Consider the following 17,562-nt stretch of genomic DNA (forward strand, 5'->3'; position numbering starts at 1 on the left):
GTGGCCGTGATGATCGGCGCCATCGTCGCGGTCAGCGGCGCCATCGGGTTCGTGGCCGCCGGCGCCCGGTGCGGCGCGGGCGGTCCGGCCGGGCGGCGGCCCGTCAAAGATGTCTCCGCGCGACCTCTCGCGCGACCCGCTCCAGCAGCGGACCCGCCTCGGACATGCACACGGCCGGGTCGGGCTCGATGTCGGTGAGCGCGTAGGCGGCCGTGATGCCCGCCGCCTCCAGCTCCTCGTCGCCGAGGTCGCGGCGCCCGCAGACCGCGACGACGGGGACCCCCGCCTTGACCGCGGCGGCCGCGACCCCGGCGGGGGCCTTGCCGCGCAGGGTCTGCCCGTCCAGCGAGCCCTCTCCGGTGACGACGAGGCGGGCGCCGTCGAGCAGGGCGTGGAAGCCGAGCAGGTCGAGCAGGTATTCGATGCCGGGACGGACGTCGGCCGACAGGAAGGCCAGGGCTGCGAAGCCGACCCCTCCGGCGGCGCCCGCGCCCGGCTGGGCGGCCACGCCCATCGGGCGGACGATCCCGTCGTGCTCGATGGCGCCGGCCAGGCCGTGGGTGTGCGCGGCGACGGCGGCGAGCCTGGCGAGGGCCCTTTCGAGCACCTTCACCTCCTCGGGGTCCGCGCCCTTCTGCGGGCCGTACACGGCGGCGGCGCCGTACGGGCCCAGCAGCGGGTTGTCCACGTCGCTGGCGACGACGAACTCGACATCATCAATCGCGATAAGTCCGGATTTATCGATTTTCTCCAGGTCACGCAGGGCGGCGCCGCCGTACGGCAGCTCCCGCCCGTCGGCGTCCAGGAAGCGGACGCCCAGCGCCTGCATCATGCCGGCGCCGCCGTCGGTGGAGGCGCTGCCGCCGAGCCCGAGCACGATCCGCCCGGCGCCGCGCCGCACGGCGTGGGCGATCAGCTCGCCGGTGCCGTAGCTGGTGGCGGTCAGCGCCTGGAGGCCGCCGGTCAGGCGGCGCAGGCCGGACGCCTCGGCGAGCTCGATCACGGCTGTCGCCACCCCGGCGTGCGCCGGGGTGGGCGAGGGGTCCGGGCCGGCGTCCCCGGCGGGCTCGCGCCAGGCGTAGGCGGCCCGGACCGGCTGCCCGGCGGGGCCGGTGACCTCGACCTCGACACGGCTGAACCCGCAGGCCACGACCGCGTCCACGGTACCGTCGCCGCCGTCGGCCACCGGCAGCGCGACCGTGGCGACGTCCGGGCCCAGGCCCGCCGCCACCCGGGCGGCGACCTCGGCCCCGGTCAGCGACCCCTTGAACTTGTCCGGGGCGATGACGACATGCCCTGACGACTCAGACAACCCTGCTCCCTGGTGGAGGATGGGCGGACACGCGCGCGGCCGGCGCGGCCGGGGCGAGCGCGTTCCGGAACCCGGTGAGATGGACGACCATCATCACACCCGCCCGGCGGCGGGCCCGCACCCGCCCACGGCCCGGCGGTCCGGCGTGCGTAGGCCGCGCCCGGAACCGGCCGGCTCGGCGCGCCCGCCGGGTCCGCTCACCGGCCGGCCTCCCCGCCCACGGCCACGCCCCGCTCGCCGGCCAGGCGCACCAGGCGGCGGTGGGCCGCGCCGCCGGCGCGGCCGAGCTCGTCCTGGGCGACCGTGCGCAGCTCGTCGTCCTCCACGACCGTCTCGCCGCCCACCAGGAGGCGGGCCAGCGGTGGTTGCCGGCTGCCGAAGACCAGGGCGCAGAGCGGGTCGGCGACGGCCGAGGCGAAGCCCTCACCGGTCCGCCACAGGGCGATGTCGGCGAGCTTGCCGGCCTCCAGGGAGCCGATCTCCTCCTGGCGGCCCAGGTTCCGCGCGCCGCCGAGGGTGGCGATCTCCAGGGCCTGCCGGGCGGTGAGCGCGGCCGGCCCGTATCTGGCCCGCTGCAACAGCAGCGCCTGGCGCATCTCCCCCGACAGCGAGGTCAGCTCGGAGGAGGCGCTGCCGTCCACCCCGAGACCGACGTTCGCGCCGCGCTGGAGCATCTGCGACACCCGGGCGATCCCGGCGCCGAGACGGCCGTTGGAGCTCGGGCAGTGCGCCGAGCCGGTGCCGGTCCGGGCGAACCTGCCGATGTCGGAGTCGCTCAGGTGGACCGTGTGGGCGAACCACACGTCCGGGCCGAGCCAGCCGAGCTTGTCCATGTAGTCGACCGGGCGCATGCCGAACTGGGCCAGGCAGTGCTCCTCCTCGTCGAGGGTCTCGGCCAGGTGGGTGTGCAGGCGCACCCCCTTGGCCCTGGCCAGCGAGGCCGCCTCGGTCATCAGGTCGGCGGTGACCGAGAACGGCGAGCACGGGGCGACGGCGACGCGCAGCTTCGAGGAGAAGGACGGGTCGTGGTAGGCGTCGACGGCCTCGGCCGTCGCGGTGAGGATCTCGTCGAGCTCCTCGACCACCACGTCCGGCGGCAGGCCGCCCCGGGAGGCGCCCCGGTCCATCGACCCCCGGGCGGGGTGGAAGCGGATGCCCACCTCCCGGGCCGCCTCGATCTCCGCGGCGAACAGGTCTCCGCGCCCCTTGGGGAAGATGTAGTGGTGGTCGCTGGAGGTGGTGCAGCCCGACAGCGCCAGATGGCCCAGGCCCGCGCCCGCCGCGCCCCTGACGATCTCGGCGTCCATCGCGGCCCACACCGGGTAGAGGGCCACCAGCCATTCGAAGAGCGTGGCCTCCTGGGCCAGGCCCTGGGAGGCCCACTGGTAGAGGTGGTGGTGGGTGTTGACCAGACCGGGGGTGGCCAGGCAGCCGGCGCCGTCGACCCTGGCGGCGCCCGGGACCGCCGGGGCGGGGCCGGGGCCGAGCGCCGCGATCCGGTCGCCCTCGACGTGGATGTGGCCGGAGGGGATCTCCGGGCCCACGACCGGGGCGATGTGCACGTTCTCGATCAGGGTCGCGCCCATGTGGCCTCCTCCGGCCGCCCGGCCCGCGTGCCCGCCCGGCCGCCGTCCCGCCCGCTCACTCCGCGGCCGACTTCCGGGCGGCGGCGAGCCGTACGGCCTCAATGATCTTCTCGTAGCCGGTGCACCGGCACAGGTTGCCCGCCAGCGCCTCGCGGATCTCGGCGTCGGAGGGGCGCGGGACCCGCTCGATCAGGTCGTGGGCCTGGACGATGAGGCCGGGGGTGCAGAAGCCGCACTGGACGGCGCCGCACTCGACGAAGGCCTCCTGCAGCGGGTCGAGCCGGTCGCCCTCGGCCAGTCCCTCGACCGTGCGGATCCGCCGCCCCTCGGCCTGGCCCGCCGCCACCAGGCAGGCGCAGACGGGGGCGCCGTCGAGGTAGACGGTGCACGAGCCGCACTCGCCCTGCTCGCAGGCGTTCTTGGCGCCCGGCAGGCCCACCCGCTCGCGCAGGACGTACAGCAGGCTCTCGCCCTCCCAGACGTCGTCGGCCGTCTCCTCGCGGCCGTTGACGGTGAAGCTGACGCGCATCAGCCCGCCCTCCTTCCAAGCTGTCCGGCGCGGAAGTCGTTCCATGCCCAGGTCAGGGTGCGGCGCGCCATCACGCCGATGGCGTGCCTGCGGTAGCCGGCGGTGCCGCGCACGTCGTCGATCGGCGAGGCCGCCTCCGAGGCCAGCTCGCCGAAGCGCCGCAGCACCGCGGGGTCGAGCGGGGCGTCCCAGTCGAGTTCGGCGGCGAGGAACTCCTCGGCCGCCGCCGCCCGGCGGGGGGTCGGGGCGGCCGAGCCGATGCCGGTGCCCACCCGCCGCTCGCCGGGGTGGAGCGCGACCGCGAACGAGCAGACCGCGATCACCATGGCGTTGCGGGTACCGACCTTGGAGAAGTACTGGGGGCCGCTCGCGGGGCTCATCCAGAACGCCCGGATCAGCTCGTCGGCCGCCAGGGCGCTCCGCTTGACCCCGAGGTAGAACCCGGCGGCGGGGATCATCCGCACGCCGCGGGCGGCGGACTCGACCTCGATGACCGCGTCCCCGGCCAGCAGCGGCGGGTGGCTGTCCCCGGCGGGCGAGGCCGCGCCGAGGTTGCCTCCCACCGTGCCGCGGTTGCGGATCTGCGGCGAACCGACCGTCCGCGCCGCCTGCGCCAGGCCCGGCAGGCGGTCGCCGAGCTCGGTGATCAGCCGCGCGTACGGCACGCCCGCGCCGACCCGCAGCCGCCCGTCCTCCTCGGCGCTCCACGAGGTCAGCTCGGCGACCCGGTTCAGGTCGAGCAGTGCGGCGGGCCGGCGGAGGTCGAAGTTGAGCTCCACCATCATGTCGGTGCCGCCCTGGATGGGCGCGGCCTCGGGCGTCTCGGCCTTGGCCGCCAGCGCCTCCGCCCATGTCTGCGGTCGCAGGAAATCCATGGTCAGTCCCAGGCGCAGTGGGCGGCGGGGGCGTCGTCGTGGAGCACGGCGCCCTCGATCAGCCCGTAGGGGCGGTCGGCGGCGTAGAACACCTCGTCCGGGTTGTCGAGCCCGAACGGTGTCAGATCCACCGGGAAGTGGTGCTTGTTCGGCATCGCCAGGCGCACCTCGCAGATCTCGCCACGGGCCTGCAGCACCCGCTCGCCCATCGCGTAGAGCGTCTGCTGCAGCGACAGGCTGTGGGTCTCGGCGAACGCCTCCAGCAGGCATCGCCGCACCTCACTGTACGACTTGCCGAACGGGGACCCGTCGGAGACATGCCGCCACGCGGCCGAGACCTCGGTGGCCAGGACGCGGTCGAAGGCGGGCTGGAGGGTGGTGTAGTCGTCGACGGCGAAGCCGTGGAACTCCGAGCCGGTGGAGTTCAGCACCATCAGGTTCTTGAGCCCGGAGACCACGGTCGAGGTCCCGTCGCGGTCGTGGTGGACGACACAGGTGCGCACCTCCCTGCCCGAGCGGACGAAGGAGTGCCGCTCGTCGGCGGGCCCCTGGGTGGGGATGCGGTCCCAGAAGTATTCCTCGATCTCCACGCGGGCGTGGTGGACGGCCGGCTGGGAGCTCACGTAGTGGCGGGCCAGCAGCAGCGCGAAGTCCTCGATCTGGTCCACGCCGTGCTTCCTGGCGAAGGCGTAGGTGGTGTTCTTCTGCGTGTCCGTCGGCAGCACCGCGGCGTTGTCGCCCCGCAGGTGCGTCTCCCGCATGTCGCCCGAGAGCGCGGAGCTGACGTTGATGTCCTTGATGTGGTGGACGCCGCCGTCCCTGACGACGCGGACCAGGCGGGTCTCGGCCTTGCCGTAGCGGTTGGGCCCGAGGATGACGGCCATGTCTAGCTCCCTCGATACGTCGAGTAGGCGAACGGGCTCAGCAGCAGGGGCACGTGATGGTGCTCGTCCGGGTCCCGGACCGTGAAGTCGATCGAGACCTGCGGGTAGAAGGTCTCCACCCGCAGGGCGGCGAAGTAACCGCCGGTGTCGAAGACCAGCCGGTGGGCGCCCGCCCCGGACGTCCAGCCGCCTATCCGGCCGTCGGCGTCGGTGACGCCCTCGGCCAGCACCGCCCCCGCCCGCTCCAGCCGTACGGCGACGCCGGCCGCGGGCCTGCCCAGCGCGGCGTCCAGCACATGTGTGGACAGGCTCATGCTCGCTCCTCCTCTCTCATGCGACCTCCTCCTCCGTCATGCGGTCTCTTCCAGCAGCTTCGCCACGCGCAGGCGGGTGATCTCGGCGAGTTCGGCGCGGACGACCCCGTGCTCCGCGTCGTCGTCGTTACGCAGCCGCCCGCGCAGCCGGCTCAGCATCTCCTCGGCCGTCAGGCCGGTGGCGCAGACCAGGTAGACGTGGCCGAACCGCTCCTCGTAGGCCCGGTTGCCCTCGGCCAGCCCGTCGAGCACCGCCTGGCCGGCCGCCGCCACGCCGGACTGCTCCCGCCGGGACCAGGACGCCTCCCGGCCGGCCCCGCCGGCGCGCTCCCCGATGCGCGGGTGCGCCTCCAGCGCCTCCTGGACGTCCGGCCAGGCCAGGGCGCGCACCGCGGCGACAGCCGTCTCGGCCAGCTCGGCGAGGTCGCGGTAGGGGCGCCGCGCGGCCACCTGACGGGCGAAGGCCCGGGAGGCGCAGCACGTCAGCAGTCCGGCCTCGGCCTCGGCGACGCTCAGCGCGTTGAAGCCGGCCGTCCCCGCCGGCGGCGTGGGGTTCACGTTCGGCATGACAGCAGTACACACACCGGTCCCCGGCGCGGTCCAGCAGCGGGAGGTCCGAAGGGGGCCAAGGGTTTGCCCCGGGTTTTCGTGTCATGCTCCAAACCGGGGCGGCCCGCCCCGGCCGGGGGCCCGCGACGGCCGGAAACCGTCGGCCCCAGCGCCTAAACTGAGCCCATCATGACTTCTCTCTCCCTCATCGGCGGCCAGGTCTCCGTCACCGGCGGCCTGGCCAAGGGCGGCCTGCAGTACGCCTCGGACATCGGCGCCGAGATGATCCAGGTGTTCGTCAGCAACCCCCGCGGCTGGGCGCTCGCCGCGGGCAACCCGGTCCAGGACACCCGGCTGCGCGAGTCGGGCGTGCTGTCCTTCGTGCACGCCCCCTATCTCATCAACATGGGCTCCCCCAGCGCCGACACGCTGGAGAAGTCGGTGGCGACCGTACGGCACGGCCTGCAGCGCTCCTACGCGATCGGCGCCGCGGGCATGGTGGTCCACACGGGGTCGGCGGTGAGCCAGTCCCGGGAGGCGGCGCTGCGCCAGCTCCACGAGCACCTGCTCCCGCTGCTGGAGGAGATCCCCGACGACGGCCCCGACCTGCTGCTGGAGCCGATGGCCGGGCAGGGCGCGATGCTCTGCGCGACCGTCCAGGACCTGGAGCCCTATCTGGCCGCCCTCGACTGGCACCCGAAGGCGGGCATCTGCCTGGACACCTGCCACGCCTTCGCCGCCGGCCACGACCTGTCGACCCTGGAGGGCGTCGGGGAGACCCTCGACGCCCTGCACGCGATCGCCCCGGGGCGGCTGAAGCTGATCCACGCCAACGACTCCAAGGACGTGTGCGACTCCAAGAAGGACCGCCACGAGAACATCGGCGCGGGCCACATCGGCATCGAGCCCTTCGGCGAGCTGATGCGTCACCCGGTGGCCGCCGGGGTGCCGCTCTGCATCGAGACCCCGGGCCCGGTCGACAAGCACCGCGAGGACATCGCGCTGCTGAAGAAGCTCCGCGACGCCTGAGACCGCGCGGCCACCGCCGCCGACCTTACGGCGTGGGGGACCTGGGCGAGGTCGGCGACCCGTGGCGGTGACAGCGCGGGCCCGCCACCCGCGTCCCGACGCCCGCCACCGGATCGAGCACCGCGCGGTCACCGCTGACGCCGCCCGCCGGCGAGCCCCCTTGCCCGCCGGCGGGATGAGACGGGACGCCCGGTCTCGTGATCCGGCCGCCCCCGCGGGCCAGATCACGGGCCGGCCCACGGGCTGGCGCGGACGTCCCGTCACACCGGAGAGCGCCGGGCCCTCCCCCCGATCCGGGGCCCGGCGACCGGACGGCCGGCCGTTTCCGCGACCGCCCGGGACTCCGCGCACCAGGACCTGTCCGAGCCTCCCGGCTCTGTCCCCCCCTGGTGCGGCGGGTCCGGCTCTCCGATGAAGGGAACACTAGAGGGGCGCCCCGGCGGGCGACCGCTCCTTTCCGGCCAGCGCGTCTAACGGTGTGTAGTCGTCGATGTGCGGAGAGTGTCGGCGCGACGAGCGGCGGGACCGGAGCGACGAGCGGTCGATTCCCACGGCGGCACGCGCTCCGGGACGCGGGTCCGACGGGCCCGCGGACGGCGCCCGGCGGCTCATCTGAGCGCGCCGGAGGCCAGCGAGCGGTCCTGGAGCTGGCGGTCGCGGACGAGCTGCTCGCGGACCTGGCGGGTGTGGCGGCGGCTGACCGGCAGCGTCTCCGAGCCGACCTGCAGGGTCACGCGGCCGCCGTCGAAGCGCATCTCGCTCACGTGCCGCACCGAGACCAGCGTGCTGCGGTGCACGCGGATGAACCCCGATCCGGCCCAGCGCCGCTCCAGCGCGGCCAGCGACATGCGCACCAGATAGTTGCCGTCGACGGTGTGCAGCCGCACGTAGTCTCCCCGCGCCTCGGCGAAGCGGACCGCCTGCTGGGCCACGAAGCGGGTGCGCCCGCTCAGCTCGACCGGGATGACGTCCTCCGGGACCGGCTCGCCCGCCGCCGGCGTCATGGACTCCAGGCGCCGTACGGCCTCCGCCAGCCGGTCGGCCCGGACCGGCTTGAGCAGGTAGTCGACCGCCTCCAGGTCGAACGCCTGGATCGCGCAGTCCTCGTGGGCGGTGACGAACACCAGCCGGGGCGGGTTGGGGAAGGCCCCGATGAGCCGGGCCAGGTCGAGGCCGCCCAGGCCCGGCATCCGGATGTCGAGGAACACCCCGTCGAGCCGTTCGCCGGCGCCGATCATCTGGACCATGTCCTGAAGCGCGGTTATCCCTCCGGGGGCGGTGGAGACGTGCTCGATGCGGGGATCGTGGCGGAGGAGGTGGGCAAGCTCCTCCAGCGCGGGGACCTCGTCGTCAACGGCCAGGACTCGCAACATGGATCCACGCTGCCCCGGAACCGCGCCCACCGCAATAGAAATGTCAACTTTAAGTAAAACTATGACTACTAATAGCTATAACTCGGGGGGGACCTTGGGCACGCGCAGCCGTATTCTGGTACCGGCGCCCAGCTCGGTCTCCACGACGAGCCCGTAGCCCTCCCCGTAGATCCGGCGCAGCCGCACATCCACGTTGGCCATGCCGATGCCGCCCTCGTCCGGCCCCTGGCCCCGGTCGTCGGCCAGCAGCCGCCGGGCCCGCGCCGGGTCCATGCCGAGCCCGTCGTCCTCGACGGCGATGTGGACCTCGGGGCCGGCGTCCCTGACGACCACCTGGACCTCACCGGCGCCGCCGGTGGCGGCTATGCCGTGTTTGATGGCGTTCTCGACCAGCGGCTGCAGGCACAGGAACGGCACCGGCACCGGCAGCGCCTCCGGCGCCACCCGGACGGTGAAGCGGAGCCGCTCGCCGAACCTGGCCCGCTCCAGCAGCAGGTAGCGGTCCACGCAGCGCAGCTCGTCGGCCAGGGTGGTGAAGTCCCCGCCCCGGCGCAGCGCGTGCCTGGTGAAGTCGGCGAAGTCCATCAGCAGCTCGCGGGCCCGCTCGGGGTCGGTGCGGACGAAGGAGGCGATCGTGGTCAGGGAGTTGTAGACGAAGTGCGGGGAGATCTGCGCGCGCAGCGCCCGCGTCTCCGCCTCCATCGCGCGCCTGCGGGAGGAGTCGAGCTCGGCCAGCTCCAGCTGGCCGGAGACCCAGCGGGCGACCTCCGTGACGGTCCGGACCAGCGCCGCGCTCACCTCGGCGTCGTAGGCGGCCAGCGCGCCGATCACCCGGCCCTCCACGGTGAGCGGCACCACCGCCGCGCCCCGGATCACGCAGCCCGGCGTGTCGCAGGCGAGCACACCCCCCGCCACCACGTACGGGCGTCCCGACGAGAACACGGTGCGGGCGTGCTCGGGCGCGTGGTCGCGGTGGCAGTCCGTCGCGCCGTCCCAGGCGAGCACGCCGTCGATGTCCGTCACCGCGATGGCGCTGGTGCCCAGCAGCGCGCGCAGGTGGCGGATCGCCTTGCGCGCGGAGTCGCGCGTCAGGCCGGCCCGCAGCGACGGGGCCGCCAGCGCGGCGATGTGCAGGGTGGCGAAGGTGGCCTCGTCCGGCAGGCCCGCCGGATTGCGGGGGGCGGCCGGCCGCCGGCGGGACAGGACGAACCCGAGAAAAGTGCTGGCGGCGCAGAGCAGCACCCAGGCACTGGTCGACCACATGCGGGAAACCGTAGTCAACCGCTCCGGTCAATCAGGGGTGAACGCCGATCACGGCGGGCCTTCGCCCGGTTCCTCCTGATAGGAGTAGCGCTGCTCGCGCCACGGGTCGGCGACGTTGTGGTAGCCGCGCTCCTCCCAGAAACCGCGCCTGTCCTCCAGCAGGTATTCCACCGCGCGCACCCATTTAACGCTCTTCCAGGCGTACAGGTGTGGGACGACCACCCGGACCGGGAACCCCCGTTCCGGGGAGATGGGCTTGTCGTCGAGCTCCAGGGCGAACAGCGTGTGGCCGCGGGTGAAGTCGCTCATCCGCATGTTGGCGCTGTAGCCGTACTCGGCCCAGATCATCACGTGCCTCACCTCGGGGGCGGGCGGGGCCATCTCCATCAGAGTCGCCGCGGACACCCCCCGCCACTCGTTCCCCATGATCGAGAACTTGGTGACGCAGTGGAAGTCGGCCAGGACCGTGGTGCGCGGCAGTTCGGAGAACTGCGGCCAGGTGAAGCGGTGCTGCTCGCCCGAGGCGGTCGCCCCCATGACCCGCAGCTCCCACGTCGCCGGGCGGAACGTGGGCACCCGGCCGTAATGGATCACCGGACGTCCCCGGGGGACGTACTGGCCTGGAGGCAGGCGAGTCTCCTCCCGTGGAGTTTCGGACTGCTCCACCATCACTCCCCTCGCCGTTGTCCCCACCGGCACGGGGTGGTCCTGTTCCCCGGCGGCACGGGGGCAATCCTGCCATCGCCGGTCCGCCGCCACCGCAGCGGCCACCGGATAACGCCCTCCGCCGTGTCGGCGCAGGGCGCCTGCCGCGGTCCGGACGCCGGTGGCCGCTCCCGGTCGGCGGGCCGGCGTGTCCCGGCGGTGCGCTACTATTGCCGGCGATGCGTACTGCGTTCTGGTTTTGGTATGGCGACGGACCCGTGGGTCGGACCGTTCGCCGCCAGATGCTGCGCTGACAGCCAGGCGAACGAAGGCCCCGGGTCCGTTACGGACCCGGGGCCTTCTGCGTTCACGGACCTTTTCATCGAAGGAGAGACATGGTCATCGTCATGGGCCCGGATGCCGCCCCCGCGGACATCGAGGCGATCGTGGAGACCATCGGCGCGGCGGGCGGCGAGGCGTTCGTCAGCCGCGGCGTGAGCCGTACGATCATCGGGCTGGTGGGCGACGTCGCCCAGTTCAGCGCGCTCGACCTGCGCGGCATGCGCGGGGTGGCCGACGTGATGCGGGTGACCGCCCCCTACAAGCTGGTCAGCCGCGACAACCACCCCGAGCGGTCCACGGTCCGGGTCGGCGGCGTGCCGATCGGCCCCGGCACCGTCACCCTGATCGCCGGCCCCTGCGCGGTGGAGACCCCCCAGCAGACCCTGGAGGCGGCCGAGATGGCCAAGGCCGCCGGGGCCACCCTGCTGCGCGGCGGCGCCTACAAGCCCCGCACCTCCCCCTACGCCTTCCAGGGGCTGGGCGAGGCGGGTCTGCGCATCCTCGCCGACGTGCGCGAGCAGACCGGCCTGCCCATCGTGACCGAGGTCGTGGACGCCCACGACGTCGAACTGGTCGCCTCCTACGCCGACATGCTGCAGATCGGCACCCGCAACGCGCAGAACTTCGCGCTGCTGCAGGCGGTCGGCGGCGTCGGCAAGCCGGTCATGCTCAAGCGCGGCATGAACGCCACCATCGAGGAGTGGCTGATGGCCGCCGAGTACATCGCCCAGCGCGGCAATCTCGACATCGTGCTGTGCGAGCGCGGCATCCGCACCTTCGAGACCGCCACCCGCAACACCCTGGACGTCTCCGCCGTCCCGGTCGCCCAGCGCCTGTCGCACCTGCCGGTCATCGTCGACCCGTCCCACTCCGGCGGCCGGCGCGACCTGGTCCTGCCGCTCACCCGCGCCGCCATCGCGGTCGGCGCCGACGGCGTGATCATCGACGTCCACCCCCACCCCGAGCAGGCCCTCTGCGACGGCCCCCAGGCCCTGGTCGACGGTGACCTGGACGAGCTCGCCCGGGTGATCCGCGAGTTCCCGCCGCTGGTGGGTAGGACCGCGGTCGGCGACGCCCTGGCGTCCGCCTGACCGTCGCCCATGTCCGACCCCGCGTTTCAGCCACGCCACGAGCGCCCGTTTCTCCCGGCGCGGCCGGCGCCACAAGCCGCCGGCCGCGCCCACGGATGACCGGACCCACCTCCGGCGGGGATGCGCGCCGGCGGGACGGGCTCAGCCCTCCAGCTTGTACTCCTGGAGGGATCCGGCGAGCTGGACGGCCAGCTCCTCGGCGTCGAGACGCTTCTCGATCTGCCGCAGGTCCGCGATCTTGGCGGCGGTCTCGGCTCGGCGGGGCGCCAGGAGCGTGCAGCAGTCCTCGTCGGGCAGCTCGGAGATCTCCAGGGTGCCGATACGGCGGGCCTCGGCCATGATCTCGGTCTTGTCCAGGCCGATGAGCGGCCGCAGGATCGGCAGGTCGACCGCGTCGTCCTGGGCGGTGATGTTCTGCAGGGTCTGGGAGGAGACCTGGCCCAGGGAGTCACCGGTGATCAGCGCTCCGGCCCGGAGGCGGCGGGCGACCTCCTCGGCGGTCTTGAGCATCAGGCGGCGCTGGGAGATGACCGCGAGCCGGTCCTGACCGGAGGACTTGATGGACTGCTGGGCCTTGCCGAACGGGACGACCCAGAGCCGGGACCTGCCCTGGAACTTGTCCAGGGCGCGCACCAGGGCATACGCCTTGTAGATGGACTCCGACGTCGTGAACGGGATGCCGGAGAAGTGCAGGAAGTCCACGCGCAGGCCGCGGCGCATCATCCGGTAGGCGGCCACCGGCGAGTCGATGCCGCCGGACATCAGGACCAGGCCGCGGCCACTGGTGCCGACCGGCAGGCCGCCCTGACCGGGTGTGCCGCCGGTGAAGACGAAGACCTCGTCCCGGTCGACCTCGATGGAGACGACCAGCTCGGGGTTCTTCAGATCGACCGGCAGGCCGTAGATGTCGTTGAGCTCGCCGCCGATCGAGCGGTCCATCTCCATCGAGGTCATCGGGAAGCGCTTGTCGCGGCGGCGGGAGCGGACCGCGAAGGAGACGCCGCGCCTGACGTCCTCCCGGTCGGCCAGCAGCTCGATCGCCGCCTTGGTGACCGCGCCCGGGTCCTTCTCCACCCGCCAGGCGCGGTGGATCCAGACCAGGCCGGGGACGTAGGAGACCCGCTCGGCGACCGCGTCGGCGACCGCGGGCGCGGTGCCGTCCGGCAGGAAGAGCGCGATGACGCCGTGGCGCTGGCGCACGTCCACCTTGAAGTCGAAGTCCTTCAGGGCCGCCTTGATGTTGGCCTGCAGCCGCTGCTCGAAGAGCTCGCGGTTGTTTCCTTTGAGGACGACCTCGCCCAGTTTGAGCAGAACGCAGGGCTCTCCCAAGGCGGACATGGTCATGCTGCAACCTCCGGTGGAACAGTGAAGTTCGGGGGATATACGGGCCTACCGCCCAGTGTGGCGCGTAACCGCCTCAAGACAACGCCTCGACCTAGTCACTTTAGTCCGCCTCACGACCGTCCGGAGCGGCACCGGGGCTCGACGCGGCACAGGGGCTCGCACCGGCGCGGCGGCCCGGCCCGGCACGGGGACTCATCCCGGCACGGCGGCCCGACCCGGCACGGATCCGGTGAACGCCCGGCGTGACGTGGAACGGGGCCCCGGCGGACGGGCCGGACGCTCGGCGCATGATGAACCCCCGTTGACGGACGATCGTCCGTCAACGGGGGAGGAAGGTCAGGTGCCCACGGGATCCGGTGTGCGCAACGGCTCCGCGCCCACCTGACGGCCAGCCGGGTCCGCGGGATGGCGCCGACGCGCGGCGCCGCCGACCTCGGCGATCACGCCATGCCACCCGGCTCCGATTCCGATGCCCCTACGGGCCGGCCCTCTCTCCGTCAAAGGTCATGACGGGTGGCTCTTCTTTTCTCTGTACGGCCCCCGCCGCAGCGGTTGCTCTGAAATGCGGCGGAGCGACCATGCAGGCAGCCCTCGCCTTCCGAGGCGGATTCCGCCTTCTGTGCCGAGCACACCCTGACGGCCTCACCGTGGACGTTCTCGGTCTTGCCGATCTCCCTCCCGTCCGGGCCGTTCCGCAAGGTCGGCGGGAGAGTCCTTCACCTGTCCGGGCGGACCTAGTTGTTGTTGTTATTGTTGTTGTTGTTCCCGCCCCGCAGGTTGTTGTTGTTGTTGTTATTGTTATTGTTGTTCCCGCCTCCGTTGTTATTGTTGTTGTTATTGTTGTTGTTCCCTCCTCCATTATTGTTGTTATTGTTGTTATTGTTGTTGTTGCCCCTTCCGTTATTGTTGTTGTTATTGTTGTTGTTGTTTCCCCTACCGTTGTTGTTATTATTATTGTTGTTGTTGTTATTCCCTCGGCCGTTGTTGTTATTGTTGTTGTTATTGTTGTTGCCCCGGCCGTTGTTATTGTTGTTGTTGTTATTGTTGTTGTTACCCCGGCCGTTGTTGTTGTTATTGTTGTTGTTGTTGTTCCCGCCTCCGTTGTTGTTGTTATTGTTGTTGTTATTGTTGTTGCGCTTCCGCGGCGGACGTGCCGCCGGGGTCAGCAGGGAAGTGGTGACGGTCGTGGCCGTCACGCCCGAGGTGCTGGCGCCGGCGGACTGGGCCGGCAGCGTCGCGGGAGCGATGAGGGCAGAGGCCACCATCACACCAGCGGCGAGAGCGTTTCTGGCCTTGGTCATAGAGATCACTCCATGTCGCGTTGGACGCGTCCGGGCGATACCCGGGCGATGAAAACGCCGGACCGGTATCACGGAAGACGCCGACACGGCGCGGAACCTGAATTCGACGCTAGTTGAGGAGAACTGGGAGGGTCATCCCAGTGAGGCAAAAGGCTCGGTTTCGGTGTGATTACTTCCCGGCCCCGAATAGCCACTCAGAGCGATCGAACAATTACCTGGAGTCATTATTGCCGGGGCGGAGGCAATGGGAGACGGGACGGCGGGCGGGCCGGCCAGGGTCACGGGCGCGTAAGCGACGCCCCGAGCCGATCACGTGAATATCCGGCCGACGGGCCGGGACCACCGCCACGGTCCGCCCCGGCTCCGCACGGGATGTCTCCGGCTGCCCCGCGGAGCAGTTCTCAACAGCGGTCGTTCACCAATTTCCGGCCACGAGAACACAGTCCTCACCCAGAAGGACATGGGAGACCCGATGCCGGCCGTACCGGCGGCCGGGCCGGCGGAGAGCGGAGGGGCCACGGAAGGGCCCACAGGAAGCGGAAGGGCCCGCGGAGAGCGGAAGGGGCCGCCCCACCGGGGCGGCCCCTTCTCTCACGTCCCGTCGCGGACCTGTCAGCCGAAGAAGACCTCGGCCTCCTCGTAGCGGCCGACCGGCACGGTCTTCAGCTCCTTGGTGGCCTCGGCGAGGGCGACCCTGACGATGTCGGTGCCCTGCAGCGCGACCATGATGCCGAAGTGGCCGTCGTGCACGGCGTCGATGGCCTGCAGGCCGAACCGGGTGGCCAGCACCCGGTCGAAGGCCGTCGGCGTGCCGCCGCGCTGGATGTGGCCGAGCACGGTGGTGCGGGCCTCCTTGCCGGTCCGCTTCTCGATCTCCTTGGCGAGCACCTCTCCGATGCCGCCCAGCCGGACGTGGCCGAACGAGTCGAGCTCACCCGCCTGGAGCGCCATCTGGCCCTCGATCGGGTGCGCGCCCTCGGCCACCACGACGATCGGCGCGTAACGGGTCTTGAAACGGGACTCGACGTAGGCGCAGACCCGGTCGATGTCGAAGGGCTTCTCCGGGATGAGGATGACGTTGGCGCCCCCGGCCATGCCGGCGTGCAGGGCGATCCAGCCCGCGTGGCGCCCCATGACCTCACAGATCAGCGCGCGGTGGTGGGACTCGGCGGTGGTGTGGAGCCGGTCGATCGCCTCGGTGGCGATGTTGACGGCGGTGTCGAAGCCGAAGGTGTAGTCGGTGGCGCTGAGGTCGTTGTCGATCGTCTTCGGCACGCCGACGACCTTGACCCCCCTGTCGAAGAGCTGCTTGGCGACGCCGAGGGTGTCTTCGCCACCGATCGCGATCAGCGCGTCGACGCCGGTCTCCGCCAGGTTGTCCTTGATCTTCTCGACGCCGCCATCGATCTTGATAGGGTTGGTCCGCGACGAGCCGAGAATCGTGCCGCCACGCGGCAGAATGCCCCGGACGGCCTGAATGTCCAGCGGCATGGTGTCGCCTTCGAGCGGACCGCGCCAGCCATCGCGGAATCCGATGAATTCATGCCCGTAGACGCTGGTCCCTTTGCGTACGACTGCGCGGATAACGGCGTTCAGGCCGGGGCAGTCGCCGCCCCCGGTTAGCACTCCAATACGCATGGCATCCTCCGGTGGTGGTTCCGAGGCAAGACGGCCAGACTAAATGGGGTGACGCGGCCGGTGCGGGATTTCCGGCGCCGACGCAACGCATTCTGCCTGCTGATGTGGCCAATGGTCTAGACCAAATTGGAGGAGTCCTCACATGTCGCTTCTCGCCATCGGTGTTGGAACGGCCGGTGGTGTGGAGCGCCGGCTGTCATCCCAGTCTTCTCCATGCTCCTCACGCGTCCGCGCGTGAGGAGCACGTCACGCGTCCGCGCGCGAGAAGCACCTCACGCCCCGCTCCGCCACCGGCCCGCCCGGGTCCGGGGTCCGCGGCCGTCGCCGTCAGGTCAGCGGCAGCACGCACGAGGGGGTGCCCACCGCGAACACCTCTCCGCCGAACCGCGGGATCCCCTCCTCCAGCGCCAGTACGGCGATGCCGTCGGAGCGCTGGTTGGCCACATACATCCGGCCGTCGGCGATGGCGAAGTGCCGTGGCCAGACGCCGCCGCAGGCGACCTCCCCGATCGGTTCCAGGCCGGGCGTGGAGAGCACCGAGATCGTGTCGGGCCCCCGGTTGCCGACGTAGACGTACCCGCCGGACACCTCCAGGTGTGAGGGGTGGTTGGGGCCCCCGGCGGTGCTGGCGGGGACGGCCCGGATCTCGCGCCAGCCGTCGTCGTAGACGCGGACCGTGCCGTCCAGCTCCCCGGCGACGTACCAGTGCTCCCCGGAGCGGGCCATGTGCCGGGGGCCCATCCCGGGCGCGAGCCGTACCGGGCCGTCGGGGTGCGGTCTCACCTGGCCGTCGACCACGTAGCGGCGGACCTCGTCGGCGCCCAGGTCCGTCACGTACAGCACGCCGTCGGGGCCGAAGACGGCCTGGTGGGCATGGGCGCCGTCCCGGTAAGGGAAGATCGACACCTCGGTGAGGAGACCGGACCCGTCGATCCCGTGCACGCTCACCGTGCCGTCGCCGTAGTTGGCCACCGCGAGCAGCGCGCCCGACGGGTCGACGGCCAGATGGCAGGGCGCCGACCCCTCGCTCGGCCGCTGGGCCAGCGGGGTCAGGGCGCCGTCGCCGGCCCTGCCGAAGACGCTGACCGTGCCCCTGTCGCTCTCCCCCACCGCGTACAGGACGGGGAGGCGGGGGTGGACGGCGAGGAAGGACGGGCCCGAGGCCACCGTGGTGCCGAGCCGTACGAGACTCCCCAGCTCCATCAGCGTGATCCCCACCCCCGACCCTCCGGTGTCCGGGGTGTATCCACCGACATACGCAACCTCAGCCATCATGCTCCCGTCGTAAAGGGCGACTTGTGCCGCTCGCAGGTCAATCATCCCTTCATGCCCGGGTTCACCCCCAGGTTCACCCCCCGCACGGCCGCCCGGCGCCCGCGCCGGCCGCAGGCCGCCGGGGCAGACCCGGAACGATATTCCATTGACTGAGTCCCGTGCCGGAGCCCGCCCGGACGGCGACCCGAGCTGAGGCGCCGGCGAGCGGCGCG

Annotated in this window: 16 protein-coding genes; 3 read left to right on the plus strand and 13 right to left on the minus strand. The window is 71.9% G+C overall.

Annotation, left to right across the window (positions count from 1 at the left end; all coding sequences use genetic code 11):
* Window positions 1-103: 103 nt before the first annotated feature.
* The 7 genes from ACWDS7_RS36105 to uraD all read right to left on the minus strand — a co-directional run bounded on the left by ACWDS7_RS36105 (window position 104) and on the right by uraD (window position 6,067).
* A complete protein-coding gene (locus tag ACWDS7_RS36105; RefSeq protein ID WP_451932914.1) occupies window positions 104-1,312 on the minus strand; it encodes a glycerate kinase in 1,209 nt (402 codons plus the stop codon).
* Between the two features lie 197 nt (window positions 1,313-1,509).
* Window positions 1,510-2,898 (minus strand): 8-oxoguanine deaminase, encoded by a 1,389-nt coding sequence (locus tag ACWDS7_RS36110; RefSeq protein WP_451932915.1) that lies wholly within the window; start codon window positions 2,896-2,898, stop codon window positions 1,510-1,512.
* A 55-nt stretch (window positions 2,899-2,953) separates the two neighbouring features.
* Window positions 2,954-3,427, minus strand: a complete 474-nt coding sequence (locus ACWDS7_RS36115) for a (2Fe-2S)-binding protein (RefSeq protein WP_306857657.1) — start codon at window positions 3,425-3,427, stop codon at window positions 2,954-2,956.
* The gene (locus ACWDS7_RS36120) at window positions 3,427-4,302 is read right to left on the minus strand and encodes an FAD binding domain-containing protein (RefSeq protein ID WP_451932916.1); all 876 of its coding nucleotides are present in this window, start codon (window positions 4,300-4,302) and stop codon (window positions 3,427-3,429) included. Before ACWDS7_RS36120 ends, ACWDS7_RS36115 begins: the two co-directional genes overlap by 1 nt.
* Window positions 4,303-4,304: 2 nt before the next feature.
* Window positions 4,305-5,186, minus strand: a complete 882-nt coding sequence (gene pucL, locus ACWDS7_RS36125; protein ID WP_451932917.1) for a factor-independent urate hydroxylase — start codon at window positions 5,184-5,186, stop codon at window positions 4,305-4,307.
* Between the two features lie 2 nt (window positions 5,187-5,188).
* Window positions 5,189-5,500 (minus strand): hydroxyisourate hydrolase, encoded by a 312-nt coding sequence (gene uraH / locus ACWDS7_RS36130; protein WP_451932918.1) that lies wholly within the window; start codon window positions 5,498-5,500, stop codon window positions 5,189-5,191.
* A gap of 36 nt (window positions 5,501-5,536) precedes the next feature.
* On the minus strand, window positions 5,537-6,067 hold the full coding sequence (gene uraD / locus ACWDS7_RS36135; protein ID WP_399961333.1) for a 2-oxo-4-hydroxy-4-carboxy-5-ureidoimidazoline decarboxylase: 531 nt from the start codon (window positions 6,065-6,067) through the stop codon (window positions 5,537-5,539).
* Between the two features lie 171 nt (window positions 6,068-6,238).
* Here uraD and ACWDS7_RS36140 point away from each other — a divergent pair, with 171 nt between their 5' ends.
* Entirely contained in the window at window positions 6,239-7,078 is an 840-nt protein-coding gene (locus tag ACWDS7_RS36140; RefSeq protein WP_306857652.1) for a deoxyribonuclease IV, read from the plus strand.
* 608 nt (window positions 7,079-7,686) lie between these two features.
* Here ACWDS7_RS36140 and ACWDS7_RS36145 read toward each other — a convergent pair.
* The 3 genes from ACWDS7_RS36145 to ACWDS7_RS36155 form a co-directional block, all read right to left on the minus strand.
* A complete protein-coding gene (locus ACWDS7_RS36145; protein ID WP_306857651.1) occupies window positions 7,687-8,451 on the minus strand; it encodes a LytR/AlgR family response regulator transcription factor in 765 nt (254 codons plus the stop codon).
* Window positions 8,452-8,526: 75 nt separating this feature from the next.
* On the minus strand, window positions 8,527-9,714 hold the full coding sequence (locus ACWDS7_RS36150) for a histidine kinase (protein WP_451932919.1): 1,188 nt from the start codon (window positions 9,712-9,714) through the stop codon (window positions 8,527-8,529).
* A gap of 48 nt (window positions 9,715-9,762) precedes the next feature.
* Complete coding sequence (locus ACWDS7_RS36155) at window positions 9,763-10,383, minus strand: molybdopterin-dependent oxidoreductase (protein ID WP_306857649.1); 621 nt, start codon at window positions 10,381-10,383, stop codon at window positions 9,763-9,765.
* 371 nt (window positions 10,384-10,754) lie between these two features.
* On the opposite strand from ACWDS7_RS36155, the gene aroF reads away from it, so the two are divergent.
* The gene (gene aroF / locus ACWDS7_RS36160; protein WP_451932920.1) at window positions 10,755-11,792 is read left to right on the plus strand and encodes a 3-deoxy-7-phosphoheptulonate synthase; all 1,038 of its coding nucleotides are present in this window, start codon (window positions 10,755-10,757) and stop codon (window positions 11,790-11,792) included.
* 141 nt (window positions 11,793-11,933) lie between these two features.
* Here aroF and thiI read toward each other — a convergent pair whose 3' ends face one another.
* Window positions 11,934-13,136, minus strand: coding sequence for a tRNA uracil 4-sulfurtransferase ThiI (thiI, locus tag ACWDS7_RS36165; RefSeq protein ID WP_306857647.1), 1,203 nt, complete (start codon window positions 13,134-13,136; stop codon window positions 11,934-11,936).
* 647 nt (window positions 13,137-13,783) lie between these two features.
* Here thiI and ACWDS7_RS36170 point away from each other — a divergent pair.
* On the plus strand, window positions 13,784-14,554 hold the full coding sequence (locus ACWDS7_RS36170; protein ID WP_451932921.1) for a hypothetical protein: 771 nt from the start codon (window positions 13,784-13,786) through the stop codon (window positions 14,552-14,554).
* Between the two features lie 495 nt (window positions 14,555-15,049).
* Here ACWDS7_RS36170 and ACWDS7_RS36175 read toward each other — a convergent pair whose 3' ends face one another.
* The gene (locus ACWDS7_RS36175) at window positions 15,050-16,075 is read right to left on the minus strand and encodes a 6-phosphofructokinase (protein WP_306857645.1); all 1,026 of its coding nucleotides are present in this window, start codon (window positions 16,073-16,075) and stop codon (window positions 15,050-15,052) included.
* 327 nt (window positions 16,076-16,402) lie between these two features.
* Window positions 16,403-17,350: a lactonase family protein gene (locus ACWDS7_RS36180; protein ID WP_451932922.1), complete on the minus strand. Its 948-nt coding sequence runs from the start codon at window positions 17,348-17,350 to the stop codon at window positions 16,403-16,405.
* Between the last annotated feature and the right edge of the window lie 212 nt (window positions 17,351-17,562).

Source organism: Streptosporangium sp. NPDC003464, from assembly GCF_053588315.1.

Bases quoted from the DNA above. Each gene is read 5' to 3' on its own strand.
- uraH (WP_451932918.1), bottom strand. From the start codon at position 5,500: ATGAGCCTGTCCACACATGTGCTGGACGCCGCGCTGGGCAGGCCCGCG.
- ACWDS7_RS36150 (WP_451932919.1), bottom strand. From the start codon at position 9,714: ATGTGGTCGACCAGTGCCTGGGTGCTGCTCTGCGCCGCCAGCACTTTT.
- ACWDS7_RS36115 (WP_306857657.1), bottom strand. From the start codon at position 3,427: ATGCGCGTCAGCTTCACCGTCAACGGCCGCGAGGAGACGGCCGACGAC.
- ACWDS7_RS36180 (WP_451932922.1), bottom strand. From the start codon at position 17,350: ATGATGGCTGAGGTTGCGTATGTCGGTGGATACACCCCGGACACCGGA.
- ACWDS7_RS36175 (WP_306857645.1), bottom strand. From the start codon at position 16,075: ATGCGTATTGGAGTGCTAACCGGGGGCGGCGACTGCCCCGGCCTGAAC.
- uraD (WP_399961333.1), bottom strand. From the start codon at position 6,067: ATGCCGAACGTGAACCCCACGCCGCCGGCGGGGACGGCCGGCTTCAAC.
- ACWDS7_RS36110 (WP_451932915.1), bottom strand. From the start codon at position 2,898: ATGGGCGCGACCCTGATCGAGAACGTGCACATCGCCCCGGTCGTGGGC.
- ACWDS7_RS36120 (WP_451932916.1), bottom strand. From the start codon at position 4,302: ATGGATTTCCTGCGACCGCAGACATGGGCGGAGGCGCTGGCGGCCAAG.
- thiI (WP_306857647.1), bottom strand. From the start codon at position 13,136: ATGACCATGTCCGCCTTGGGAGAGCCCTGCGTTCTGCTCAAACTGGGC.
- ACWDS7_RS36155 (WP_306857649.1), bottom strand. From the start codon at position 10,383: ATGGTGGAGCAGTCCGAAACTCCACGGGAGGAGACTCGCCTGCCTCCA.
- pucL (WP_451932917.1), bottom strand. From the start codon at position 5,186: ATGGCCGTCATCCTCGGGCCCAACCGCTACGGCAAGGCCGAGACCCGC.
- ACWDS7_RS36145 (WP_306857651.1), bottom strand. From the start codon at position 8,451: ATGTTGCGAGTCCTGGCCGTTGACGACGAGGTCCCCGCGCTGGAGGAG.
- aroF (WP_451932920.1), top strand. From the start codon at position 10,755: ATGGTCATCGTCATGGGCCCGGATGCCGCCCCCGCGGACATCGAGGCG.
- ACWDS7_RS36140 (WP_306857652.1), top strand. From the start codon at position 6,239: ATGACTTCTCTCTCCCTCATCGGCGGCCAGGTCTCCGTCACCGGCGGC.